The sequence below is a fragment of the Acinetobacter amyesii genome, from assembly GCF_002018365.1.
Classification (GTDB): Bacteria; Pseudomonadota; Gammaproteobacteria; order Pseudomonadales; family Moraxellaceae; genus Acinetobacter; species Acinetobacter amyesii.
The window spans coordinates 91820-116875 of the sequence record NZ_MVKX01000003.1 but is presented as its reverse complement, the minus strand read 5'-3'; the positions used below and the strand labels follow the sequence as shown (position 1 = coordinate 116875).

Annotated in this window: 19 protein-coding genes; 12 read left to right on the top strand and 7 right to left on the bottom strand. The window is 40.3% G+C overall.

Features of this window, described 5'->3' with window-relative positions:
* Positions 1–20: 20 nt before the first annotated feature.
* On the bottom strand, positions 21–890 hold the full coding sequence (locus tag B1202_RS05880; RefSeq protein WP_078189650.1) for a class I SAM-dependent methyltransferase: 870 nt from the start codon (positions 888–890) through the stop codon (positions 21–23).
* A gap of 128 nt (positions 891–1018) precedes the next feature.
* Positions 1019–2041 (bottom strand): beta-N-acetylhexosaminidase, encoded by a 1023-nt coding sequence (gene nagZ / locus B1202_RS05875; protein WP_078189649.1) that lies wholly within the window; start codon positions 2039–2041, stop codon positions 1019–1021.
* Positions 2042–2241: 200 nt separating this feature from the next.
* Here nagZ and B1202_RS05870 point away from each other — a divergent pair, with 200 nt between their 5' ends.
* The 7 genes from B1202_RS05870 to B1202_RS05840 all read left to right on the top strand — a co-directional run bounded on the left by B1202_RS05870 (position 2242) and on the right by B1202_RS05840 (position 12537).
* The gene (locus B1202_RS05870; protein ID WP_078189648.1) at positions 2242–4452 is read left to right on the top strand and encodes a carboxy terminal-processing peptidase; all 2211 of its coding nucleotides are present in this window, start codon (positions 2242–2244) and stop codon (positions 4450–4452) included.
* Between the two features lie 433 nt (positions 4453–4885).
* On the top strand, positions 4886–6952 hold the full coding sequence (locus B1202_RS05865; protein ID WP_078189647.1) for an EAL domain-containing protein: 2067 nt from the start codon (positions 4886–4888) through the stop codon (positions 6950–6952).
* Positions 6953–7191: 239 nt separating this feature from the next.
* Positions 7192–8784 (top strand): peptide chain release factor 3, encoded by a 1593-nt coding sequence (locus B1202_RS05860; protein ID WP_078189646.1) that lies wholly within the window; start codon positions 7192–7194, stop codon positions 8782–8784.
* 106 nt (positions 8785–8890) lie between these two features.
* The gene (locus B1202_RS05855; protein WP_078189645.1) at positions 8891–9718 is read left to right on the top strand and encodes a hypothetical protein; all 828 of its coding nucleotides are present in this window, start codon (positions 8891–8893) and stop codon (positions 9716–9718) included.
* A gap of 74 nt (positions 9719–9792) precedes the next feature.
* Positions 9793–10749, top strand: coding sequence for an RsiV family protein (locus B1202_RS05850; protein WP_078189644.1), 957 nt, complete (start codon positions 9793–9795; stop codon positions 10747–10749).
* An 8-nt stretch (positions 10750–10757) separates the two neighbouring features.
* On the top strand, positions 10758–11579 hold the full coding sequence (locus B1202_RS05845; RefSeq protein ID WP_078189643.1) for a TatD family hydrolase: 822 nt from the start codon (positions 10758–10760) through the stop codon (positions 11577–11579).
* A 151-nt stretch (positions 11580–11730) separates the two neighbouring features.
* On the top strand, positions 11731–12537 hold the full coding sequence (locus B1202_RS05840; protein ID WP_078189642.1) for an enoyl-ACP reductase FabI: 807 nt from the start codon (positions 11731–11733) through the stop codon (positions 12535–12537).
* A 162-nt stretch (positions 12538–12699) separates the two neighbouring features.
* Here B1202_RS05840 and secB read toward each other — a convergent pair whose 3' ends face one another.
* The 4 genes from secB to rsgA form a co-directional block, all read right to left on the bottom strand.
* The gene (secB, locus tag B1202_RS05835) at positions 12700–13155 is read right to left on the bottom strand and encodes a protein-export chaperone SecB (protein ID WP_078189641.1); all 456 of its coding nucleotides are present in this window, start codon (positions 13153–13155) and stop codon (positions 12700–12702) included.
* Between the two features lie 40 nt (positions 13156–13195).
* A complete protein-coding gene (grxC, locus tag B1202_RS05830) occupies positions 13196–13450 on the bottom strand; it encodes a glutaredoxin 3 (RefSeq protein WP_078189640.1) in 255 nt (84 codons plus the stop codon).
* Positions 13451–13470: 20 nt separating this feature from the next.
* Positions 13471–13878 carry a rhodanese-like domain-containing protein gene (locus B1202_RS05825; RefSeq protein ID WP_078189639.1) on the bottom strand — a complete coding sequence of 136 codons (408 nt, stop codon included), beginning with the start codon at positions 13876–13878 and terminating at the stop codon, positions 13471–13473.
* 93 nt (positions 13879–13971) lie between these two features.
* A complete protein-coding gene (gene rsgA / locus B1202_RS05820; protein ID WP_078189638.1) occupies positions 13972–15030 on the bottom strand; it encodes a ribosome small subunit-dependent GTPase A in 1059 nt (352 codons plus the stop codon).
* Between the two features lie 125 nt (positions 15031–15155).
* Between rsgA and orn the strand changes: the two genes are divergently transcribed.
* Complete coding sequence (gene orn, locus B1202_RS05815; RefSeq protein ID WP_067763591.1) at positions 15156–15713, top strand: oligoribonuclease; 558 nt, start codon at positions 15156–15158, stop codon at positions 15711–15713.
* A gap of 55 nt (positions 15714–15768) precedes the next feature.
* On the opposite strand, the gene B1202_RS05810 is transcribed toward orn, so the two are convergent.
* Positions 15769–16209 carry a GNAT family N-acetyltransferase gene (locus B1202_RS05810; RefSeq protein ID WP_078189637.1) on the bottom strand — a complete coding sequence of 147 codons (441 nt, stop codon included), beginning with the start codon at positions 16207–16209 and terminating at the stop codon, positions 15769–15771.
* A gap of 198 nt (positions 16210–16407) precedes the next feature.
* On the opposite strand from B1202_RS05810, the gene B1202_RS05805 reads away from it, so the two are divergent.
* The 4 genes from B1202_RS05805 (at position 16408) to B1202_RS05790 (ending at position 25054) form a co-directional block, all read left to right on the top strand.
* The gene (locus tag B1202_RS05805; RefSeq protein WP_078189636.1) at positions 16408–17178 is read left to right on the top strand and encodes a ThiF family adenylyltransferase; all 771 of its coding nucleotides are present in this window, start codon (positions 16408–16410) and stop codon (positions 17176–17178) included.
* A gap of 115 nt (positions 17179–17293) precedes the next feature.
* Complete coding sequence (locus B1202_RS05800; RefSeq protein ID WP_078189635.1) at positions 17294–19108, top strand: tetratricopeptide repeat protein; 1815 nt, start codon at positions 17294–17296, stop codon at positions 19106–19108.
* 235 nt (positions 19109–19343) lie between these two features.
* Positions 19344–22124, top strand: coding sequence for a type VI secretion system Vgr family protein (locus B1202_RS05795; RefSeq protein WP_078189634.1), 2781 nt, complete (start codon positions 19344–19346; stop codon positions 22122–22124).
* Positions 22121–25054: an ATPase gene (locus B1202_RS05790; RefSeq protein ID WP_078189633.1), complete on the top strand. Its 2934-nt coding sequence runs from the start codon at positions 22121–22123 to the stop codon at positions 25052–25054. The genes B1202_RS05795 and B1202_RS05790 overlap by 4 nt, the downstream gene beginning before the upstream one ends.
* Positions 25055–25056 lie beyond the last annotated feature (2 nt).

Genomic DNA, 25056 nt, shown 5'->3' with positions numbered 1-25056 from the left:
CATATAAAAAAAACAGCGCTTTAGCGCTGTTTTTTCGTTTTGGCATGGACCATCCAAACCAAATCTCCACAGTGCTGCTCTGCATCGTGAAATGGAATCACTTGATCTAGATGCTGTTGTGGAAAGTATAAGGCCGGCTGAACGACGTCTACTTCTTCAAATCCTGTATGACTGAAAAACTGCTGTAATTCAGCAGGGGATTGAAAATGGAAAGTAAAAGCGCTGCGAGACATGACTTTGAGTAATTTACTACTGGCCCAAATAAAACGTGCTAAACGGTTCTTGACGGGTTCTGGATAGATGTCGGTCAGATAATGCAATTCCTGAAACGAGGCGCCATATTCGGTGATCCCTTGCAATAATTTATTGAGTAGGGTTTGATCAAAATAATTAATCAGCCCTTCGCTAATCACCACCAAAGGACGTTTAGGGTCAAAACTCTGAAAAATACGTTCAAAATCTTGAGTGAAAATGTCGCCAGTTAAGACCTCAGGAGCATGCGGGTCAATCTGTTTGAGTGCTTGTGTTTTGATTTTTGCCATATCCGGCAAGTCGAGTTCACGATAGTCAATTTCAGGATGCTTGGTGCGAAAATTCCAACCGCGCGGGGAGAGGCCACAAGCAATTTCAAGGACTTGTAACTGTGGATGTTGAGTAATGAGTTGATCTAAATGTTGATCGATCATGGCATGACGCTGTTTGAGTGTCGAGCGCATGCTACCGCCCACATTCTTTTCTGCCCAGCTTTCTAAGGGGTGGACTAAACGTGCTAAAAATTTGCCTTTACGTGTGGCAAAAACGGGATGCGAAATCCCCATGCTGTACCAAATATAGCCGGTGTAATGTGCAGTAAAGGAAATGTGTCGATGTTCCGATAAACTTTGTGTCATGTCGTCCTGACCTAATGTTGTTTTTATTGGCAATTTTTGTATAGCGCCGAAGCACTTATTTTGACTTCATCATAAATCAAAAAGGAGCACCTTGTCGTGCTCCTTTTTATGATTTTAAAGGTTGTGGATTAGCAATATTGATTTTTAAAATCCACAATACGGTTACGCACGTTTTGCCAGTCCGCCCCGAGTTCAATGCTTTGCCCAATTTCAATTTGTGGGATATTTCCGCGCATACGTTCTAGGCGTTCTTGATTTGGGAGAGCCAAGTTTTGAATGCCATCAAGCGCAATGCATGCAGATTCACGGTTATTACACACAAGGCCCATATCACAACCTGCATTTAATGCTGCTTGGATACGAGCATCTGCGCCGCCAGCGACACAAGCGGCTTGCATGCTTAAATCATCGGAGAATAAAACGCCATCAAATTGGAGCTCTTGACGTAAGACTTTCTGAATCCAATACGGTGAAAATCCAGCAGGGTTAGGATCGATATTTTCATAAATCACATGCGCAGGCATTAAGGCATCAAGCTGTGGTTGCAGTTGAATAAAACTTTGCATGTCTTTTTGGTAGATTTCTTCATAACTACGATGGTCAATGGCAGCAGCAACATGTGAGTCTGCTTTCACCGAGCCATGGCCTGGGAAATGCTTACCTGTAGATGCCATCCCCGCACGTTTCATGCCTTTTAGGAAGGCACTTGCTAATGGAATGATGTCTTGCATATTTTTGGCAAAACCACGGTCACCAATCACATCACTAACATCATTTAAATCAAGCACTGGTGCAAAACTGAAATCGATCCCGACCGCAAGGACTTCAGCCGCCATCAACCAGCCACATTGTTCAGCCAGTTCAACTGCTTTTTCAGGTTCAGTTAAGTAAAGTTCTCCAAACTTACCCATAGCCGGCAGCAGTGTGAAGCCTTGCTTTAAGCGTTGTACACGACCACCTTCCTGATCGACGGCAATTAAAATATCAGGACGGATTTGACGCATATGGTCGGTCAGGGCACGAACTTGTTCAGGAGATTCAATGTTGCGACCAAATAAAATCATGCCGCCAACTTGTGGTGCCTGTAATAGTTCAATATCTTCTTGGGTAAGTTCTGTGCCAGCAATGTCGAGCATTAATGCGCCAATCATATTCGGTGTCCGTGTTGGAATTTTTAAGGAAAAACAATACCTGAATTCTGCAATGATTTGCTACACTTTGTCAGCAGAGAATATGATAAAACTACACGACATAAACATATTAAGTTGTTTAAGATTTTGAATCTATTCAATTCAGGTCGAAAACCAACACGGTAATATTGGTCTTAATACCAAGGAAGTACAAATTATTTATGAAACTTCAAACATTAGCTTGTGCCGTTGCGATTGCGACAGGTGGATTCTTTTTCACTCATGTGGTGAATGACGCAATTGCTGCCAATAATACAGAAGCAGTGAGCGCGGGTACCATTCAGCCCACACAAGAGCAAGCCTTGGTCTCACGTCAGCTTGCAACATTGGTAGACCGTCAACACTATTTAAATCAGCGTTTAGATGCCAATACATCTAACCGTATTTTAGATTTTTATATTGATAGTTTAGACGCTGAACATACGTTGTTCTTGGCATCGGATATTGAAAATTATAAAAAACGTTATGGTTCAACTTTTGGTGCAAACCTCAAAGCAGGCAATTTAACAGGGCCGTATGCCATTCATGCGCAATATCGTGAGCGCCTAAAACAGTTCTACACCTATATGTTGGAAGAGCTGAAAAAGCCACAGAATTTAAATCAACCGAATAGCTACATCGAAACCGATCGTGAAAAAGCGCCATTCTTTAAATCGACAGAAGAACAGCGTGCGCATTGGAATAAAATGTTGGTCTCTCAGCTGATCAATTTAACCATCAGCAAAGAAGAAGAGAAAGCCAAACAGAAAGCGTTGAAAGATGATCCTGCGCTGGCAAATGGTCAAGATTTAACTGGTCCTGAAGATTTAACTCCTGAACAGACCTTAACTAAGCGTTATACACGTCAGTTAGAGCGGATTAGTCGTTTAAAAAGTGATGATGTGCTTGATAAAACTCTGAATGCTATGATGCTGACGTATGATCCGCACAGTAATTATTTCCCACCTGTAGATGCGATGGAATTGAACCGTCAAACCACGCTGCAATTGGAAGGGATTGGGGTGTCGATTCGTCCTGAACGTGGCAACGAAGACTACACTAAAATTGAAACGATTGTAGAAGGTGGGCCAGCCAGCAAATCAGGACAAGTCAAGTCAGGTGATCGTATCGTTGGTGTTGCTCAAGATGGCGACAAAATGGTGGATGTGATCGGTTGGCCGAGCAATGAAATTGTCGGACTGATTCGTGGTAAACGTGGCACCAAAGTGACTCTACGTTTATTGGGTGCTGGTGCGTCCATGAATCAAGCGCGAAATGTCACTATTGTGCGTGATGTAATTCAAGAAGAAGATGCGGGCGTGCGTTCACGTACCGTTGAAATTGAACGTGATGGCAAAAAACATAAGTTTGGTGTGATTGAAATTCCATCGTTTTACTTGAACTATCGTGCCCGTCGTGCAGGTACAGACTACCGCTCTGTGTCAGAAGATACCAATAAAGCCTTAAAAACATTAGATGCGCAAAATGTTGAAGGCATCATCATTGATTTGCGTAACAACCCAGGTGGCTCACTTGAAGAAGTGGCGCGTATGCTTGGACAAGTGATTAAATCAGGTCCAGTGGTGCAAATCCGTGATGGTAATGGCAATGTCAGCGTGTTTGAAGATGATGATGGTGGTGCGCAAACTTATGCAGGCCCATTGGCAGTATTGATTAACTTGGCTTCGGCATCTGCGAGTGAAATTTATTCTGCTGCGATTCAAGACTATGAGCGTGGTGTGGTGATTGGTAGTACCACAACGGGTAAAGGCACTGCACAGGTACAACTTGACTCTTTAGCCTATGGTCAAGCAACCTTAACGCAACGTAAATTCTACCGCGTGACTGGCGGTAGTACCCAGAATAAAGGGGTCGTGCCTGATATTAAGTTGGTTGATATTTACAATGAAGAGTTTGGTGAGCGTAAAGCAAAAAATGCTTTACAGTGGGACACCATTCCGACCGCACCGTTTAAACGTGAAGGCTCAATTCAAGGCTATGTTCCCGATTTGATTAAGTCATCTCAGCAACGTGTCACGATTGATCCTCAATTTAAATATTTAGAGCAACGTACTGCGATTGCGAAAAAAACGGAAGAGCAAAAGCGTGTGGTGCTTGACTTAGCGAAGCGTAAAGCCGAGCTATTGGCGCTAGAACAAAAGTCTTTGGATGCTGAAAATCAACGTCGTAAAGTGGTGGGTCAAAAACCTTATGCCAATTGGGAAAGCTACCAAGCGTCTATGGATGCATTGGTGGAGGCACGTGCAAAAATGAAGGCGAACCAGCGTCCAGCACTGCCTGAAGAAGAAGTCTTTGTGACGGAAGCAGCAAACGTTCTGATGGACTATGCCAAATTACAAGGTGCAACGCCTGCAACAGCAGCCAAAAAGTAAGCCACTCATCCATAAAACATTGAGCTGATTGCTTGAGTTTTTGACAGAAAAGATGAATTTACCCATTGAAAAATAGCGAGCTACGGCTCGCTATTTTTTGTGCGTAGAGTAGAGTTAACTTTAAATCGAGAAAGCAATCTAGAAATAATTCTAACTTATTCATTTTATTATAATTAGAAACTGTTCTAAAATAAAAAAGACCTGATGCAATTTTTATCAAAAGTTTAAGTTTTAGTGAACTTCATCAAGCTTTCTTTTTTTAAAATAATCAGTTGCTTAAAATCTTGAAAGAAAGACTTGACCATTATCGTAGACTAATAGATTCTAAGGGAAAATAAGTAAGTAATTGAAAACGTAACAAGTTAAAGGGAAGAGATAGATTGGGTAGTTCGGTTAAAGAAAGTGCCACGATAACCTAAGCGGAACGCTTGATATGACCCATATTCATTATGATTACAATCTGGTCGTTGGTTCAATCGTAGTTGCATTATTAAGTTGTTACTTAGCTGTTTCACTCGAACAAATGTTGTTTCGTGGAACGCGACCAAGATATGAAAATGTCATTTTATTATTCAGCGGCGCAATTTTAGGTGCTGCGATCTGGTGCATGCATTTTGTAGGCATGATGGCCAGCCATTTGCCTTCAAATCATAGTTTTGATACCAGTCTGACCCTAACTTCATATTTTATCGCCTTTGTTGCGTCCACTTTTGCAGTGTGGCTGACCACTCGTCCGACCTTGCCTTTTCCGCGTTTAATTTTAGGCTCCGTGTTAATGGGCCTTGGCATTTCCGGCATGCATTATACCGGCATGCTGAGTTTAGCCGTTCAGGGCTATGAACAACGATACGAACCTTTAATTGTTATCTGTTCAATTTTGGTCGCGATCTGTGGTTCAGGTTTAGCATTTTGGCTGACATTTAAAAATAAGTATTCGTCTAAACGTAACATCATGAATGCCTTTGTTGCAGTCATGCTGACTTTTAGCATTGTGGCTATGCATTATATTGGTATGGCGGCTGTTGATTTTGTACCGCTAAACTCGATGGATGTATTGGTTGCGGCTCAAATTAACCACAATTTATTGCTGTTTATTGTCTTATTTGTCACCAGTTTATTGTTGATGGCAGCCTTTAGCGTTGCAGTACTTGAGCAACGTTTAGAGCATCGCAGTTTGCAGTTGATGCGCGCAAATCGAGAACTGGCCAATCAAGCAGTACAGGACAATTTGACCCGTTTACCTAATCGATTATTTTTGGCTGAATATGCACATTTCCTATTTACAGAGCATCGTTTAAGACAAGATAAAATTGCTTTTATTTATATTGATATTGACCGTTTTAAAGCGGTCAATGATGTGTTTGGACACCATGTTGGTGATCAACTACTGATTCAAATTGCTACGCGCATTCATCGTTTAATTGATGATCAAGCCAAATTGCTACGAATCGGTGGCGATGAATTTCTGATTGTGCTCGAGTCGGCAAGCAATGACTCTGCCACAGCAATGTCTGAAAAAATATTGGAATTGATGCAAGAAAGCTTCTTGATTGCAGGCAAGGAAATCAATATTTCAGGCAGTATTGGTATTGCGATGTACCCTGAACATGGTGCGAACTTGCAAGATCTGCTGATTAATGCAGACACTGCAATGCTGAGTTCGAAGTATCAGGGGCGTAATACCTATTCGTTTTTTAATTATACCGCCGACCAATTTGAAGAAAAAAGTCAGACGAAACTGATCAATGATTTGTATAAAGCAGTAGAAGAGCAACAGTTTATCTTATTTTATCAGCCAAAATTTAATGCCGCTGATCGTGAAATTTGTGGGGTAGAGGCCTTAATTCGTTGGAATCATCCAACTCTAGGTATGTTGACGCCAAATAAGTTCATTAATGGCGCTGAAAAAACTGGACTGATTATTGCCATGGGCTATTGGGCACTTGAAGAAGCCTGTAAGCAAATTCAGCACTGGGAAAAGCTGAATATGCCGCTGTATCCAATTGCGGTCAATTTATCAGCCATTCAGTTTGAGCATAAACATTTATTTAGTACCTTAGAGTCGCTTTTTGCACGTTATGAAATTAACCCGTCAAACTTAATTATTGAAATTACCGAGTCAACAGCGATGCATCATATCGATGCCAGTATCGTGACTTTTGAACATTTGAGACAGATGGGGATTAAAGTTGCGATTGATGACTTTGGAACGGGACATTCAAGTTTCTTGTATTTAAAAGAACTACCTGTAGATGAACTGAAAATTGACCGTGAATTTATCCGTAATTTGAGCGTCGGTTCTAAAGAAGAAATTATTTTAGAAAGTATTATTCACTTGGCAATTCGACTGGGTTTAACGGTCACTGCAGAAGGTGTAGAGACAGAACAACAAGCAGAAATTTTAAAACGTTTAGGTTGCCAACAGTTGCAAGGATATTTGTTGGGCATGCCGATGCCAGTGGCACAGCTTGAAGAAAGCATGAAAATGAAAGTTGAATAAAGTCATTTGTGGTCTATCTGATTGCCAATGAGTGAGAAAAAAGAAAATGAAATGTGCTATATCGTCGATAAAAACAGGTCGTCATCCAATGTAAAACATCAAGACACGCCACGCTAAGATTTTGACTCAACCCAATGTGGTTGATTATTTTTAATGGTCAATCTGATACAATATCGCCAATTTTCCATATTGATCAGATCTGATCTTTTGCACTGCGAGTTTTGCAGTAGGTGTCTTTCATGAGTTTTAAAGAAGAATTAGCGACACAGGTCGCTCAGCGACGTACTTTCGCTATTATTTCCCACCCCGATGCCGGTAAAACCACAATGACAGAAAAACTGTTGTTATGGGGACAGGCGATTCAGGTTGCAGGTATGGTAAAAAGCCGTAAATCTGATCGTGCGGCAACGTCTGACTGGATGGAAATGGAAAAAGAACGTGGGATTTCGATCACCACCTCGGTTATGCAGTTCCCGTTTAAAGACAAGATGATTAACTTGCTCGACACCCCAGGGCATGAAGACTTTTCTGAAGATACTTACCGTACATTAACCGCTGTTGACTCTGCGCTTATGGTGATTGATGGTGCAAAAGGTGTCGAAGATCGTACGATCAAATTGATGGAAGTGTGTCGTATGCGCGACACGCCGATTATTTCATTCGTCAACAAAATGGACCGTGAAATTCGTGAGCCATTAGAACTGCTTGATGAAATCGAAAACGTTTTAAAAATTAAATGTGTTCCGATTACTTGGCCACTAGGTACAGGTCGTGACTTTGCCGGTGTATTTAACCTACTCGAAGAAAAATTCTACGTTTATAAGGCAGGTTTCGGTTCAACCATTACGGATATTGAAGTCCGTGATGGTTATGACTATGCAGATTTGCGTGAAAAAGTTGGCGATCTAGCTTGGGCTGCATTTGAAGAGTCGTTGGAACTGGTTCAAATGGCCAATGAACCTTTAGACCGTGATGAATTTTTGGCAGGCCGTCAAACGCCAGTCTTGTTTGGTACGGCACTCGGTAACTTTGGTGTGGACCATGTTCTGGATGCATTTAGTCAATATGCGCCTGAACCTAAAGCACATCCGACTCAGGACCGTAAAGTTGAAGCGACTGAAGAAGGCTTCACAGGTTTCGTCTTTAAAATTCAAGCCAATATGGATCCAAAACACCGTGACCGTATTGCATTCATGCGTATCTGTTCAGGTAAGTATGAAAAAGGCTTAAAAATGAAACATGTGCGTCTAGGTAAAGATGTGCGTATTAGTGATGCTTTAACGTTCCTTGCCGGTGACCGTCAACATCTTGAAGAAGCATGGCCGGGTGACATTATCGGTTTGCATAACCATGGTACGATTCAGATCGGTGATACCTTCACTTCGGGTGAAGATTTACACTTTACCGGTATTCCGCACTTCGCCCCTGAAATGTTCCGTCGCGTGCGTTTAAAAGATCCATTGAAGTCAAAACAGCTACAAAAAGGCTTAAAAGAGCTTTCAGAAGAAGGTGCAACTCAGGTCTTTATGCCGCAAAACAGTAACGACTTAATCGTGGGTGCTGTGGGTGTACTTCAGTTTGAAGTCGTGGCTTATCGTCTGAAAGAAGAATACAAAGTTGATTGTATTTACGAGCCTGTAAGTATCAATACCGTACGTTGGGTATCTTGTGATGACGAGAAAAAATTCAACGAATTTAAGAAAAAAGCACATGACCAATTGTCTGTCGATGGCGGTGGTCATTTAACTTATCTTGCACCAAGTCGTGTGAATTTACAGTTAATGCAAGAACGTTATCCGGATATCGTGTTCCGTAATACACGTGAACACTAAGTTGTTCTTTTACAGAAATAAAACAGCTTCTTCGTGAAGCTGTTTTATTTTGTGGTAGAGTTTTTAAATCCATACATTACGCAATCATTTGGTCGTTTAGGACATCATGAAAATATTCAAGGATGCTACAGTTTTTGCACTTTTGGGGAGTGTTTTGCTGCTCAGTGCATGTGATTCAGGAAAAGAAAACAAAGCGACAAAGCCGGCCGATGATGGCGCTTCTGAAGCGACCGTAATCAATCCAGATGTTTTGCCCTATTTAAATATCCAAGAGCAAGCGGCAAAAATTGCCAAACCGTTTTGTGAAAATAAAAGTTGTATTGATTTAGAGATACAAACCATTCAGACCGTAGATACATGGTTGAATGGCTGGATTGAAAAGAATCAAGCCAGCGTCGTACAAGATCAAATTGCATTAAAGCAAAATATGAATCTCCAACAAGCCGTCGATGCGTATGTGAAAAAATCAGATGCTTGGCAGGCAGAGTTTAAAACCAATAAAGCCTATGAATTGGCCATGTACACACGGGTTCCATATCAACGGAATCAATATGTGTTGCTGCAAATCGGTGTCGATACCAAACAGGAAAATATCACGGTCAAAGAGCGTTATTATTTTTTTGTGGCAGACCGCCGTGCGAAAAAGAATCTTAAACCCTTAGATATTATTGATGCAAAGCAACAGCAAAATATGGATGCTATTGTGCAGCAAGCCTATAGCAAATGGTTAGATGAACAAGAGGTAGATGTCAAAAAATCGGCACCGAAAAAACTCTATTGGGGCCAAGCAGATTGGTTCTTTGATCAAGAAGGTGTCGGTTTGCATTACCGTACAGATGAAATTGTCAAAGAGAGTAAACAACTGGATATTTATCTCAGCAAAGCGCAAACACAACAAGTATTGAAAGCTGATGTGTATCAGCATATGTTCTAAACAATGAAAGTATTTAATTTGATGAGATATTTATTGAGATAAATATCAATCATTCGAAATGAAAGGTTGAAGCAATGGTGCAAAAAAATAAAATTTGGGCAAGCTCAATATTGGCAGTTTCTGTTGCATTCACGGCGTGTCAGCCACAACAAGCTGAACCTGAAAAAAAGCCGGATCAAGCCAAAACTGAACAGCCAGATTTGAGTGCAAAACTGATTGGTGATGCGGAAAAATTACAACTGAATTTACCAGAATGTGATGGCGGGGTCTGTCCTGAAATTTCAGTTGAACGCTTAAACAGTAATCAAGCCTTTATTGATGAATTTATTGATGCGGAAATTCTAAAACAGTTAGGCGAAATTCTATCTGTTTCGCCTTTAGAGGATAAAACGCTGAGCAAAGACGCTCCCGCTGCAAGTGAAGTTCCTGCAGCATCTGAAGCAAAATCTGCTTTGGCCAAGGTTGAAACGCCCAAATTAAAATTGGAAAAAGCCACGCAGCCTTATATGCAAGCGTTCTTAAATTTAGATAAAGAGTTGAAATCTTTAAGTGCCAATCAGCAAATCAGTCTGATGATTAAACCTAAAATATTGAATGCAGAAAAACCCTTAGCAACGGTGGTTTTAAATACCAGTTCATATTTAGGTGGAGCGCATGGTTCTTCTGCACAGCAATATTATAACTTCGATTTAAGCACTCAAAAATTGGTACAGCTCAATGACATATTATTGCCTAATCAACGTGCAGAGCTTGAAAAGCGGGGCTACGAAGTCTTTAAAATTTGGGTGAAAGATGCCAAGTTGGCAGACAATATTCAAGAATACGAACAGATTTGGAAATTTAAACTGTCTGATAATTTTTATCTGAGTCAGCAAGGTTTAATTTTGCAATATGCCGAATATGAAATTGGGCCGTATGTGGTGGGTTTACCACGTTTGACAATTCCTTATGATCAATTGCAAAGTGTATTGAAAAAGCAATATCTACCTCCCGTTGAAACTGCTGAAGCCTCAGCCGCAAAAGCAAATTAATCAGTGCAATGACTTACTCACTGTTTGATACGCATACGCATTTTGATGTTCCTGATTTTGACGCTGATCGGGAACAGTTGGCGTATGCTGCCAAACAGGCGGGTGTCGATGCGTTGGTATTGATTGGTTTTGTACAGTCACGTTTTCAAGATTTGCTGCAAACTCAAGAGTTTTTAGCTCGTTTATCCAATGCTCCAACTAGCTATTTAGCTCCCGGCTTACATCCATTTTATATTGAGCAACATCGTACAGAACATTTGCTCGATGTGGAGCAGATGCTAAAGCATCATGATTGTGTTGCTGTGGGTGAAATAGGTTTAGATACCTTTTTGAAACAGCATAAACAGCCTGAACTTTTTCAAAAGCAGCAGCAGTATTTTTCCGCACAACTTGAGTTAGCACAGCAGTTTGATAAACCCATTTTGCTGCATATTCGCAAATCTCATGCGGAGGTGCTTTCGATGCTGAAGCAGCATCGATTTAAGCTTGGTGGTATCGCACATGCATTTAGTGGTGGTGTTGAAGAAGCGAAGGCATTTACCAAACTAGGTTTTAAAATCGGTGTAACAGGGCAAATCACCAATCCTAATGCAAAAAAATTACATCAAGTGGTTCAGACTTTGGGTGTAGATCATTTGGTCTTAGAAACTGACTGTCCAGATATGACACCCTTATGTTGTCAGCATTCAAAGGAAGGGCGTACTCGCAATACGCCGGTCAATTTGCCCTATGTCTTGCAGGGGCTAGCTCAGAGCTTAAACCGTACTGAATCTGAGATTGCACAGATCTTATGGACTAATTCATTACAAGCATTGCATCTGGACGCTTAAGGGCCAATAAATATTGACGCTGCTTGATTGAATATAGTTTCATTTGCATCGTGCATGCAATGATGGTTTTCTAAAAAAAGGTGCATTATGCAATTTCTAAAATGCTTTAGACTTGGCATTATGCTGTTAAATTATTTTGAGTGAGTTTCACATGGCACAAGGACTATTGGCTGGCAAACGCTTTTTAATCGCGGGTATTGCAAGTAAGTTATCAATCGCATTTGGTATTGCGCAAGCTTTACATCGCGAAGGTGCAGAACTGGCTTTTACTTATCCAAACGAAAAATTAAAAAAACGTGTAGATGATTTTGCTGAACAATTTGGTTCAACTTTAGTTTTCCCATGTGATGTCGCAGTGGACGCTGAAATTGATACCGCTTTTGCTGAACTTGCTAAACATTGGGATGGTCTAGACGGTGTTGTGCATTCAATTGGTTTTGCGCCGGCGCATACTTTAGATGGCGATTTCACTGATATTACAGACCGTGAAGGTTTTAAAATTGCTCACGACATCAGCGCATATAGCTTTATTGCAATGGCTCGTGCGGCAAAACCTTTATTGGCTGCGCGTCAAGGTTGCTTATTGACGCTGACTTACCAAGGTTCTGAACGTGTAATGCCAAACTATAACGTTATGGGCATGGCAAAAGCGTCACTAGAAGCAGGCGTACGTTATTTGGCTACAAGTCTTGGCGCTGAAGGTATTCGTGTAAATGCGATTTCAGCAGGTCCGATTCGTACTTTAGCGGCTTCAGGGATTAAATCTTTCCGTAAAATGTTAGATCTAAATGAAAAAGTTGCACCGCTTAAACGCAATGTCACCATTGAAGATGTCGGTAATGCAGCATTGTTCCTTTGCTCACCGTGGGCAAATGGTATTACAGGTGAAATTTTGTATGTTGATGCTGGCTTTAATACTGTAGGTATGAGCGCTGATCTGATGGCAGATGCTGAGTAATTCTCTTTAAGTTGCCTCTCCCTTTGGGAGAGGGCTCGGGTGAGGGAATAAAAACCTCTCCCCTTGCGAAACAGTGTTTCTCATCTCCTAGAAGGAGAGGGGATAAATAAAGTAATAAAAAAGACCGCAAAAGCGGTCTTTTTTAGATTTGAAGATAAGCGATTAAGCTTGGCCTTCAGCAGCAGTTTGCGCACGTTGCAAATTCGCTTCGAATTCAGCATCGAAGTTAATTGGTGTAAGCAATAATTGTGGGAAGCTGCCTTTAGTAACCATATCGTTCACTGCTTCACGTAGGAATGGGAACAAGATATTTGGGCAATAAGCACCAAGAATGTACGGAAGACGTTCTTCTTCAACGCTATCGATCAGGAAGATACCTGCTTGAGTAACGTCAACGATAAATGCCGTGTCACCCGCATTGTTTGCTTGAACGACAACTTTGAGTGAAACTTCGAAGTGTGTTGGATCAACTTTTTCTGCAGAAGAAGAAAGATTGATATTTAGTTCAGGCTGCCATTCTTTAGTAAATACTTGAGCCCCAGGTACTTCGAAAGAAATATCTTTAGTATAAATACGCTCTAATGCCAATTGTGGTTGAGCTTGTTGTTCTTCACTCATTGTTTATTCCTTAATATGAGGTGACGATTTATGTTTAGAATTAAGATAGCATGCCGTCGAGTTTGCCTTCACGCTCTAAAGCATAAAGTTGGTCAAAACCGCCAATAAACTGATCATTAATAAAAATTTGAGGAACGGTACGGTGGTTGGTGCGTTGCATCAATTCAACACGTACTTCAGGCGCTTCATTGGATAAATTAATTTCTTTATAAGCCACGCCTTTACGCTCTAGGAGCTGTTTTGCACGAATGCAGTAAGGACATACAGTTGTTGAATAAATCGTAACTTCAGCCATGTTAATCTCCTAAGAAGCGCTTATTTGCTTTTAACTAGAGGTAAGCCTTGAGCTTTCCAGTTGCTAATGCCGCCGTCTAAACGGTATGCATCTGCATGACCGACTTGTTGTAATGCAGAACCTGCCACTTGACCAAGGTTACATACAAAAACCAACGGGCGATCAGAAGTTTTTAACTCTTCAATGTGTTTTGTAATTTGGCTATATGGAATATTACGGCTACCGCTAATATGACCTTCGCGGAAGTCTTTCGCATCACGTAAGTCAATCAATTGAGCATTTTTAGCTTTTACTAAAATCCCTAAAGATTGAGGTGAAATTTTGCGACCATTACGCTGGCCTTCAAGAATAAAGAACAGCACGACCAATACAGCCAGCGTTCCAAATAAGAAGGGGTGATTCCCCATAAATTCGAACCAACGTTCCACAATTCACCTAACTACAATTTTAAATTGCCAAGAGTATAGCCCATAAATATGGTGATCAAAATCACCCCTTCAAGGGCATGAACAGAATAAAAATTAATTTTTTTGCTGCGCTTCCGTGATTTCGTCGATCAGACGTAAATAACTGTCTAATCGGCGCGGCAAAATTTCGCCATTTTGAGCAGCCATTCTAAGCGCACATTGCTTTTCATGTTTATGCGTACAGTTACGGAACTGACAATAACCCAAATGTGACTCGATCTCAGGGAAACCTTGTTGAACTTTTTCCAGTTCTAAGTGCCATAAACCAAATTCACGAATTCCCGGTGAATCAATCAATGCAGAACCTTCACCAAACGCAATTAAGCGCGTAGACGTGGTAGTGTGCTGACCAAGCGCGGAGTTTTCCGAAATAATATTGGTTTTTTGCGCAGCATCCGGAACAATGGCATTAATTAAAGTACTTTTACCAACCCCAGACTGACCTACAAATGCGACAGTTTCACCAGAAAGTCGAGCAGAAAGTGCGCTTAAGTCACCATCAGATTGGGTTTGCATGACCTCATAGCCCAAGTCACGATATTCTTGTAATAGCGTTAAGATCGGATCATTGTCTTTAAGCAAATCGGATTTATTTAAGACCAATAAAGCTGGAATATCGGCATCTGCGCAGGCCACCAAATAGCGGTCAATCAGGCCTGGTGCTGGCTCAGGAAGCGGTGCAAATACAATCACAATCAGGCTGACATTGGCTGCGACAGGTTTCACTTTGTGATAACGGTCAGGGCGTGTCAGTAAAGATTGGCGTGGATGAATCGCGGTAATAATCCCTAACCCTGTGATCGGGTCAGCTTGCCATTTGACACGGTCACCCGTCACTAATAATTCGAGATTGGTACGGGTATGGCAGCGCCAAACACTGCCTAATTCGATGGGTTTCCAATGTGGTTCAGGTTCACCTGCTTGCACAACGGGTTTTTCAGGATGCTGGTCGGGTGTAGACAGCGCTTGAACTTCAAGTTGACGACCATAATGTTGGACGACCAAGCCTTCCAAATCTGCAGAAGTATCGATTTCTTCCTGACGAGATTTATGTTGCTTCTGAATGCGACGTTGCTGCTGTTCAGTCAGTCGGCGCTTACGAATTAAAGCCATTCATATCCTAAAAAACCATGAAAACTAGATGGCAAAAATAGCATGAAAGCAGGGTCTATTTACAGCGCAAGCCCAATAAATTTGCTACTATGTTCATTTTTACAGCCTAATAAGATTGCACATTTATGAGCAGCACACCTGATACACGCCTGATTTGGATTGACCTTGAAATGACAGGTCTAGATACAGATAACGACCAGATTATTGAAGTTGCAACAATTGTGACGGATGATAATTTAAATATTCTGGCGGAAGGGCCTGTGCTTGCGGTACATCAGTCTGACCGTGTGCTCAATGCGATGGATGAATGGAACACTCGCCAACATGGTCAATCAGGTCTGATCGAACGTGTACGTCGTAGTAAATTGACAGCACAAGATGCTGAACAGCAAACTTTAGAATTCTTGAAAAAATGGGTGAATCCAAAATCATCACCGATGTGCGGTAACTCAATTTGCCAAGATCGTCGTTTCTTGCATCGTTTAATGCCTGAAATGGAACAATACTTCCACTACCGTAATCTCGATGTATCATCAGTGAAAGAATTGGCGAAACGCTGGCGCCCAGAGATCATGGGTGGCTTAAAGAAAAATGCGTCGCATTTGGCGATGGATGATATCCGTGACTCGATTGCAGAGCTCAAATACTACCGTGAATATTTCTTTATTATGAATAAAGACTAAGGTTGTAAGATCGAAAATGAGGCGAAAGCCTCTTTTTTTATCCGAGATATTTTCTTTATCGTTGATAGATGTTGGCTTGATGAATCTCGAGGAAATTTGCAGGTTGAGCTAAATCGGTAAAGCCAAATTGACGATATAAACCATGTGCATCCGCCGTTGCAAGTAACATGCGTCTTAGATCTGAGGAGCCACATTTTTCAAATAAAGTACTCACTATCAATTTTGAATAGCCTTTGCCTCGATGCGCATCGGCGACATAAATATCGGCTAAATAGGCAAAAGTTGCATAATCCGTAATGGCACGACCAAAACCGATGAGTTCATCATCGAGAAGTAAGGCCACGGCCAAAGAGTTTTCAATCGCTTTTTTCACCACATGTTTTGGAATATCTTTTGACCAATAGGTATGGCTTAAAAAACGATGCACGGTGTCTAAATCTATTTCATTTTGGTCATCGGTGATTTTTAAATTATTTGGCAGAGGATGGATGTCCATGGCAATACACACTTGAGCTTTTGATCTATGGTTATATTTTTAAAGCAGATCTCCGTTCGCTGTAAATGTTTATTTTGATGGATTTAGACCTGATGCGAATGCCGCTCTGTTGCGATGTACCCTGAATTGCGTTTTATCAAAGAAAAAAAGCAGTGAATTTGCTAAAATGGCGGCTGATTTAACACTGCCTCCAAATCTATGACTGAACTGCTCCAAGATGATGAATATGACCGCCGTTTTGCTGGCGTAGCCAAAATATATAGTGATGAAAGTTTTCATCATTATGAAAAAAGTCATGTCATGGTGATTGGGATCGGCGGTGTAGGCTCATGGGCGGTCGAAGCTTTAGCGCGTACAGGTATTGGTGAGCTAACATTGGTCGATATGGATGTGGTTGCTGCATCGAATATTAATCGACAATTGCCAGCCATGAGCACGACACTGGGACAAGAAAAAATTGAAGTGATGGCAGAGCGCTGCCGTGCGATTAATCCCCGAATAAAAATAAATTTGATTGATGATTATCTCACACCTGAAAATGTCAAAGAAATTTTGGCAGGTGCTCCTGACCTAATTTTAGATTGTATTGATGATGTGAAGGCCAAATTTGCCTTAATGCTACATTGCCGTTTTAATAAAATTCCGTTGATCGTTTCCGGTGGAGCAGGGGGTAAACTTGATCCGCTGAAAATCCGAGTCGCAGATTTATCAAGAACAGAGCAAGACCCGATGTTAGCCAAATTGCGGACACAATTACGCGGCAAAGGCATTTGTAAAAAGCCGAAAGAAAAGTTTGGCATTACCTGTGTTTATTCGATTGATAATCCATTTTCCAGTGCTGATGTTTGTCCAAGTGCAGGCTTACGTTGTGGTGGATATGGTTCAGCAGTAGTGGTGACGTCCAGCTTTGCGATGGTGGCTGTGTCAGAGGTGCTCAAAAAACTTGATGCAAAACGAGCAAAAGCATGACAGCTATCTCATTTTGAAAAAAATAAAGCACCGAATTCGGTGCTTTTTTTGTATATAGAATTAAAATCAGACACAATGTTGGAATAATTAAAATATTGATTTTTTTGGGGCGAGTATGTGGTTTTTACTGATACTAATTTTGGGGATGGGAGCACTTGCGTTTTGGATGTGGAAAAGACCCGATCCAGTGAAACGCGATCAGGCTAAAGCGGTTGGGCATGACTTGTGGATAGACCAATTAGATGCGCAGCTGAAATTCGCAGAACGTTTAATGCTTGATGCGCCGACTGACTATACGCGTGCCTATGAGTTGTATCAAAATTTGGCCAAACAGCATGAAATTCCGCAAGCTTATGTCGCTATGGGACAGATGCATTTACAAGGCTTAGGCCGAGAAGTCAGTGTGGAAAATGCGCTGGCTTTATTGGAAAAAGCCAATACTTTGGGCAGTGATGATGCTGCATATGTGTTGGGGCAAGTTGAAGAAGGTATCTATGGCGGTGTGCCCAATCTTGAAAAAGCGCAATATTGGTATCGACATGCGATTTCACGCGGTCATTTGGATGCACAATATCGACTCGCTGAACTAAACCCAGAAGATCAGACACATGCTGAGCAGCAACATTTAGATTTGTTGCAAAAAAATGCGGACAATGGACATGCCAATTCACAGTATCAATTGGCACAGTTCTATTTAAACCAAGCCACGCCAAATATTACTTTGGGAGTGGAATATTTACTGAAAGCTGCTCAACAAGATCATATGGCGGCTATGCAGCAATTGCAGCAATTCTATGCACAAGGAAAGTATCTTGCGCAAAATGATGAAAAGTCATTGCAATATTTAAAGCGAGGATTGCTACTCGGGCACCAGCAGCAGTTGTATGAATATTATCAAGCAGTATTGATGGGTAAGATCGATGTCGATCAGCGTCAGCGGGTGTATCATGATCTTTTGCAGCAGGCCAAAGAGCACAAAGTTGCAGCAGCCAGCCGATTATTAGGCATTGCACATTTTCATGGTTGGTATTTGGAGAAGCAGGAAACTTTAGGTTTTCGCTTTCTGACCGAAGCTGCTCAACTTAAAGATGCTGATGCAATTAGTCTTATTGCAGCGCTGTATTTTGAAAAGTATTTGGTTAGTGATGATCCACAAAAAGCATTTGAGTTATATCAAACAGCGTATCAATTCAAACCATTATTCATTAACCAAGTCGGTTTGGCACTATGCTACCTACATGGGGTCGGTGTTGAGCGAAATATCAAGCAAGCGCAGCAACTTTTAATTGAAGCTGCTAGGCATTTAAATGATATGTCCATTACTTGTGTCGCCGATCAAAACTATGTGATTGGACGTTTTTATGCATTGCCAGAATATCCTTTAGCACATCGTGATCAGTGTCTGAGTTATCTGGAAAAAGCCGCAGAACAAGGTTCGCAGGATGCTGCTTGGTATCTCTACCGTTTAGCCGTGGACAATATCTTGCCTGATCTACAATTTGATGAAGCTCAAACCCAGCGAGCATTGTTGAAGGCGGCAAAATTAGGCCACCCTGATGCACTCACGCAACTGGGTCTGGTTAATTTAAAAGGACAATGGGGAACACAAGATTTCCAACAAGCGTTGCAGTATTTTTCGCAAGCGGCCGCATTGGGAAATGTGACTGCCTTGTACCAGCTTGGTGAAATGTCAGAACATGGTTTAGGTGTACAGCAAGATTTAACGCAAGCGCATAGCTATTATGCACAAGCGGCTCAGGGGATGAATGCTGCGGCATTAACGCGATTGGGTTATTTCTATATTCATGGCATGGGCGTAGAGCGTGATCTTAAAATTGCACAGCAATATTTGGAAAAAACAGCCTTGCAAGGCTATGTTGAAGCACAAGAACAATTGGAGAATATTCACGCATTTTTAAATGCCAATTAATATTGATGCAAGGCAGTAAGGTGGTATGAAGAGACCTGAGGTTTAGTTTGATGGTCTCTTCTATTTTTTTATACTGAAAAAATAGGGTAAAAATAACATAAAGAATTGATGTAGAAATTTGAATTTTTACTTACATAAAACCCAAAAAAGCAGGCAGATTATGCCTAGAAAAATATGAGTTTTTTTGATTAAATACCCCGCATATTTTATAAAAATCTGATTTTAGATAATAACGATGCTGAACAATATATATTCTGCAATTGAAAAATTGGGCATTAGTCCACAAAAACGTGCTTTGCACATTCAATTTTCAAATTCGACACTAAATCAGGCGGTATTTTTACAACGCATTGATGGGGAACATGCGCTTAGTACGGGTTTAAATGTACAACTGATTTGTCTATCGACTTCTGCCACCTTAGAACTCAAACAATTTATTGGTACGCAAGTCGCAATCGATCAGGTAACCGATGCGGGTCAGCTTTTTCGTATTACTGGGATCATTACAGAAGCATTTCAAGGCCAATGTGATGGTGCATTAACGCTATATAAGTTGACCTTAGAAGATGCAACGGCATTGTGGCATAAGCGTCGTAATAGCCGCGTGTTTATGAATAAATCGGTCAAAGATGTGGTCGAGATTATTTTTAAAGAATGGCAAAAAAAGAGCCCACTTTTTGCAGCGAGCTTAAGTTTGGACTTAAGTGGCTTAAAAAAAGAGTATGACGTCCGACCATTCATGATGCAAAGTAATGAAACCGACTATGATTTTATTACCCGCTTACTACGCAGTGAAGGCATTCATTGGTTGGTTGATGAAGCTCAACGCTTTGTAACATCGTCTGCGACACCCATTGCAGCTCAAAAGCTACGTTTGATTGATGAAAATAGCCAATATCAAGCTTTGGAGCGACGTAATATCCGTTTTCATCGCAGTAGTGCGACTGAAAAAAATGACAGTATGACCAGTTTTATCGGTCAGCGTAGTCTGCAACCGACGTCTGTGCATGTGCAACGATGGCAGGCAGATGTGCTTGAACAGGACGAGGGTGGTGGTGCAGTACAAAGCAAGCACCTACATAGTCAAAATCAAGATAATGCGAGCTTAAGCTTAGAGCAGGCATGGCATGTGAGCCCTGCATGGATGCAAGATCTGAATGGTGAAGATGCTGCAACTGCCTCTAATAGTGCTCAAGTTGAACGTCTCAATCAAAATTTTAGTGATTATTATGCGGCTCAAGCCAAACAATTTATTGCCAAAAGTACCGTACGTGATACGCAAGTTGGTTATTGGTTCAAATTAGATGAGCATCCTGAAATTGATCAGCATAACGGTGCAGATCAAGAATTTTTGATTTTATCCAAGTCTTTTTATAATCAAAATAATTTACCCAAAGACTTAACCGATCAAGTTACACAACTGATCCATCAAAGTCAGTGGCAAGTCAAACAAAGCGATGCGGATGAACGCCAAGCCAATACCTTGGCTTTGCAACGTCGAAATATTACGACCGTCCCTGAATTTAATCCGCTTACACATCGACCAGTAACACATCCACAACGTGCTAAAGTTGTGGGTCCTGCCGGTGAAGAAATCCATGTTGATGAATGGGGGCGGATAAAAGTCCGTTTTCTGTTTACCCGTTCAGATGATCATGGTCATGATGGCGGTGCAGGTGCGAACAATAATGACACAGACTCGGCTTGGGTTGATGTGTTGACCCCTTGGGCCGGCGAAGGTTATGGCGCACGCTTCTTACCTCGAATTGGTGAAATAGTCGTCGTTGATTTCTTTGATGGCAACATTGACCGACCTTTTGTCGTGGGGCGTATTCATGAAGCGCAGCGTAGTCCCACTAAATTTGACAATAAAGGACAATTACCCGATACCAAAAAACTCGCGGGAATTCGTTCTAAAGAAGTGGCGGGAGAGGGATTTGGTCAATTACGCTTTGATGACACCACAGGACAAATTAGTACGCAGTTGCAAAATAGCCATGGTGCAACACAACTGAACTTAGGTCATTTAAGTCATCCTAAAGAAAAGGCTGAGAGTGAAAGTCGGGGTGAGGGTTTTGAGCTGCGGACCGATCAATGGGGGGCAGTACGGGCTGGGCAAGGCTTATTGGTGTCGACACATCAGCAAGCACAAGCAGGTGCGGTGCATTTAGCGAGCCATGAAGCCCATACACAAATCGAAAGCGCATTGAATAATGCTAAAGGGCTGAGTGATGTAGCAAAAAACCAGCAGACAGACCCGCTTGAAGTTCTAGAGAGTCTTCAAGCCTTTATTGAGGTATTAAGTCAGGATGATCAGCAAAAAGCTGCTGAGTTTAAATCAGCTGTCATGCTACTAGCTGCACCAAATTCAATAGCGATAAGTACGAATGAAAATGTACACATTTCAGCGGATGGGCAATTAAGTCATAGTGCTGGGGATAGCATTAACATCTCGACGCAAAAATCGTTGATTGCGCATGCGAGTAAAAAGATCAGTTTTTTTGCAGCACAAGAGGGTGCACGGCTGTATGCAGGGAAGGGTAAGATTGAGATTCAGGCGCAAGGTGATGGACTAGATCTGATTGCACGTAAGGGCATTCAGATTATTTCAACCGAAGATACGGTATATATTACCAGTCCGAAAGAGATTAATTTAACTGCGGGTGGTTCGCAGGTAAAACTGAATGGCTCGGGAATATTTCCAACTACAGGTGGGAAGTTTGAGGCAAAAGCGGGGCAGCATAAGTTTGTTGGGGGTGAGAAAGTCAATACACGACAGCCTGAATTGGCGCTGTTGCCTGATTATTATTTAACTTATGTAGCAAAAGATATGTTCGGGAATCATATTAAGAATACTGAATATTTGATGATTTTACCGAATGGAGAAATGATTGAGGGTGTAACTGATAATATGGGTAAAACTCAAACAGTGATGACAAAAGGCCCGCAAAAAATTCAGATTACTTTGAATACTGATCAGGAAACTAGTTTTACTAAATTTGAAGAAGACTTATGAATAAAATAAAAATTAGACTATATATAAAAGTGTTACCTGATAATGATTTGATTCCATGTCATGGGATGGAATATTCAATTGTTCCAAAAGGGAAGAAACACGAAGAATATTTATGGGATATGAAAGTTCCTACTATAGAAGAAGTAAATCAAAAAATTCCGAAAAAACTTGAGCCTTTATCATTTCCTAATAGTTCAAATAACATTAACTGGGAAAAACAAGCACAAAATATTGCTAACATGCAGAAAAACAATGAACTAATTGTTTTAAAGAGTAACAGGCGGGGAAAAACAGATACACAAGGCTTTACGAAAGAAATGTATTTACCAAATGGTGAATATGATGTGTGGATAAAGCGGAGTGATTCTGATTGGGAGTTAGCCTATTTTCTAAATGGTTCTAAAGGATTTAAAGTAAATGAAAATATAAAATTAGTGAATTATCAAATAAGAAATTATTACCGCTATAGAGTTTTGAATTTTAATAATAAGCCATTTGATTTTTTAGTGGATTTTGAAACCTACACATTTGATAAATCAGGTAAAGAAAAAAAAATCCAAATAAAAGGATTAAAAACAAAGAAAACTGATAAACATGGTTTTACTCCTGTTCTATATTCGCCTGATGGGCATCTCGTATTTGTAAAATTTAAATTTGCCAATCAAGAAGTAAAACCAGAAAAGAAAGAAATAGATCACTATGCAACATTAAGTAAAAATAATTTTATTGTAGTTAAATTAAAGTCTGTAGCGAGTATTTCAAAAGATAAGATTAGTACCACGGTAAACTTACAAGGAACAGGAAAACCGCCTGTTATTTTAAATACATTAAGGGAAGAGATGGTAGTTTTATCATCTGAAGATTATGCGGTGTTTGAAAAGGAAAGTTCGAAACTAGACATTATTTTTGCAAATGCCAAGGAAGCAAAAGTTACATTATCAGAAGCGATTAAATCTGGAAATATTACTAGCGTCAAAGCAGCTGAAGACGAAATTAAAAAGGCAGAAAAAGCGATAGAAGATGAATTAAATAAAAATTTTAAAAATAAAGCAGATTTGACAGAAGTTATTACTTTTGAAGCAAGACAGAAAAAAAATCCCAATGGCAATACCCAAGAGTTTGATTTGAGACGTAGATATTTACGTACAGACCGTTATATGCAATTACAGCAAAAAAAGAAAAATAAAGAAAGTTTTAAAGTAACAGCCTTAGGAAAAGAATTAAAGAGTTTAAAAGATCCTATAAAGGTTAATAAATCTATAATTGAAGAAGAATTTAAGAAGGTCAATTTAGAGTTAGCCGCTTATTCAAAATCCACTGGTACGAAAGTATGGGATTTTACGTCATTTAGTGGGGCATTTGTTGAGCAGGTAAAACTTTCGGATAATCTTACACTTGACACTCAATCACAATGGTTGAGGTGCGTTGCGAGTGCAGGAGCTTCATCAAGTCTAAATTGGAAACCTGGGAGTAATGAATTTAGTGCTAAAGTAGGGGCAAATGCTCAAGGTAAATTGGTGCTTTTTGAAGGCAAAACTAAATTAACTTATTGTATCCCTTCTGAAAAAGGGTGGATGCTTAATTATCAAGATATTGATTTAGGTGCTTTTCGCCTTATTTACACTACTGAGTTATATGGTTTTGCTGGAGCAAAAATTGCAGCAGGTATAGGAATTGAAATCAGTAAAAGTGCAGAAGGACAAAAATTAGCTGCGACAGGTCGACGAAACAAAAATCCTTCACTTGCAAATAATTTAAGTTCGGGGCGTCCAAAATTTGTCCCTATGGACAAAGATGATTCAATAATTCCAGGAAGTGGAGCTGGTAGCGAAGGGCAAATTGATGTTTTTGCGGGTGCAGAAGCTGGTTTGAAAATGTCTGCGGATTTTCAGTGGTTGTCACCAGAAGCAGAAGATTTTGTATCATTGGCTTCATTGGCTCCAGATTTTGCTGTAAGTGCAGGAATAGGTGCTGGGGTAAACTTTAAACTTTTTTATTGGGAAGGGCAATTTAGAATAAGAGCCAAAGCTGCTTTATGTTTTGGTGTAGGTGCTAAAGGTGCTATTGATCTATCTATAGACTTCAAAAAAATCTTTGAAATGGTGAAGTGGGTTTATTATCAACTTATGCGTGCAGGTTTTAGAACTTTAAGTTTTATTGTACAGGATGCATTTGAAAGATTTAGTAATGTTGCTGTATTAGCTTTAGGAGAAGATAGTGTTACGACAACAACACTGTTAAATATTTCTACTGAAATTAATAAGTTTAACATGAAATATGCATTAGCTGAAAAAGGTAAAGATTTAGCAATAACAATTATAAAAAAACCTGAATGGCTAAAATATGGACCACCAAATGCAAAAGGTATATTGATTTACCAGATGACTCGACATAATAAAGTAACTCATTGGGTTGATAAACCAGATTATGGAATTACGCCTTTTTTGCCTACATTTAAAAAAGCTGTCATTGCTATATTTGAGACTGTAAGTACTGAAGGTGAATGGTTGAATATTCTTCAACGTATAGATCCATTGGGAGCGAAAACAAATAAAAGAATTGATTATATCGAAAAACAATTGTTAGGTTTTTTGCATGATGGTCTATGGTCTCGGGGTACTGATTTTATTAAAGAGCATGTGCTAAATAATGAAACTGGAAGTGGAAGTGAGTTTGTTGAACAATATGAAAAGTTAAGGTCAAAAGTAGTAAAAACAGTTCCTTTGCATGAAAAAGTACCGATGAATAATCCACGGGAATTAAAAAAACTCAGAGAAAAAATGATCGAACAACCGAATATTATTAATGAAGATAGTTTAAGTGCTGTGAATTTTGAACCTGTTCAACCTTTAGAGATAAATAATCGAGATGCTGAGATATTTTTAGCCAATGCGAATCAAGCTAACTCTGATGGTTCAGAGTTAGCTTAATA

Coding starts and splice junctions, on each gene's coding strand:
- B1202_RS05880 (WP_078189650.1), bottom strand. CDS start 890: ATGACACAAAGTTTATCGGAACATCGACACATTTCCTTTACTGCACAT.
- nagZ (WP_078189649.1), bottom strand. CDS start 2,041: ATGATTGGCGCATTAATGCTCGACATTGCTGGCACAGAACTTACCCAA.
- B1202_RS05870 (WP_078189648.1), top strand. CDS start 2,242: ATGAAACTTCAAACATTAGCTTGTGCCGTTGCGATTGCGACAGGTGGA.
- B1202_RS05865 (WP_078189647.1), top strand. CDS start 4,886: ATGACCCATATTCATTATGATTACAATCTGGTCGTTGGTTCAATCGTA.
- B1202_RS05860 (WP_078189646.1), top strand. CDS start 7,192: ATGAGTTTTAAAGAAGAATTAGCGACACAGGTCGCTCAGCGACGTACT.
- B1202_RS05855 (WP_078189645.1), top strand. CDS start 8,891: ATGAAAATATTCAAGGATGCTACAGTTTTTGCACTTTTGGGGAGTGTT.
- B1202_RS05850 (WP_078189644.1), top strand. CDS start 9,793: ATGGTGCAAAAAAATAAAATTTGGGCAAGCTCAATATTGGCAGTTTCT.
- B1202_RS05845 (WP_078189643.1), top strand. CDS start 10,758: ATGACTTACTCACTGTTTGATACGCATACGCATTTTGATGTTCCTGAT.
- B1202_RS05840 (WP_078189642.1), top strand. CDS start 11,731: ATGGCACAAGGACTATTGGCTGGCAAACGCTTTTTAATCGCGGGTATT.
- secB (WP_078189641.1), bottom strand. CDS start 13,155: ATGAGTGAAGAACAACAAGCTCAACCACAATTGGCATTAGAGCGTATT.
- grxC (WP_078189640.1), bottom strand. CDS start 13,450: ATGGCTGAAGTTACGATTTATTCAACAACTGTATGTCCTTACTGCATT.
- rsgA (WP_078189638.1), bottom strand. CDS start 15,030: ATGGCTTTAATTCGTAAGCGCCGACTGACTGAACAGCAGCAACGTCGC.
- orn (WP_067763591.1), top strand. CDS start 15,156: ATGAGCAGCACACCTGATACACGCCTGATTTGGATTGACCTTGAAATG.
- B1202_RS05810 (WP_078189637.1), bottom strand. CDS start 16,209: ATGGACATCCATCCTCTGCCAAATAATTTAAAAATCACCGATGACCAA.
- B1202_RS05805 (WP_078189636.1), top strand. CDS start 16,408: ATGACTGAACTGCTCCAAGATGATGAATATGACCGCCGTTTTGCTGGC.
- B1202_RS05800 (WP_078189635.1), top strand. CDS start 17,294: ATGTGGTTTTTACTGATACTAATTTTGGGGATGGGAGCACTTGCGTTT.
- B1202_RS05795 (WP_078189634.1), top strand. CDS start 19,344: ATGCTGAACAATATATATTCTGCAATTGAAAAATTGGGCATTAGTCCA.
- B1202_RS05790 (WP_078189633.1), top strand. CDS start 22,121: ATGAATAAAATAAAAATTAGACTATATATAAAAGTGTTACCTGATAAT.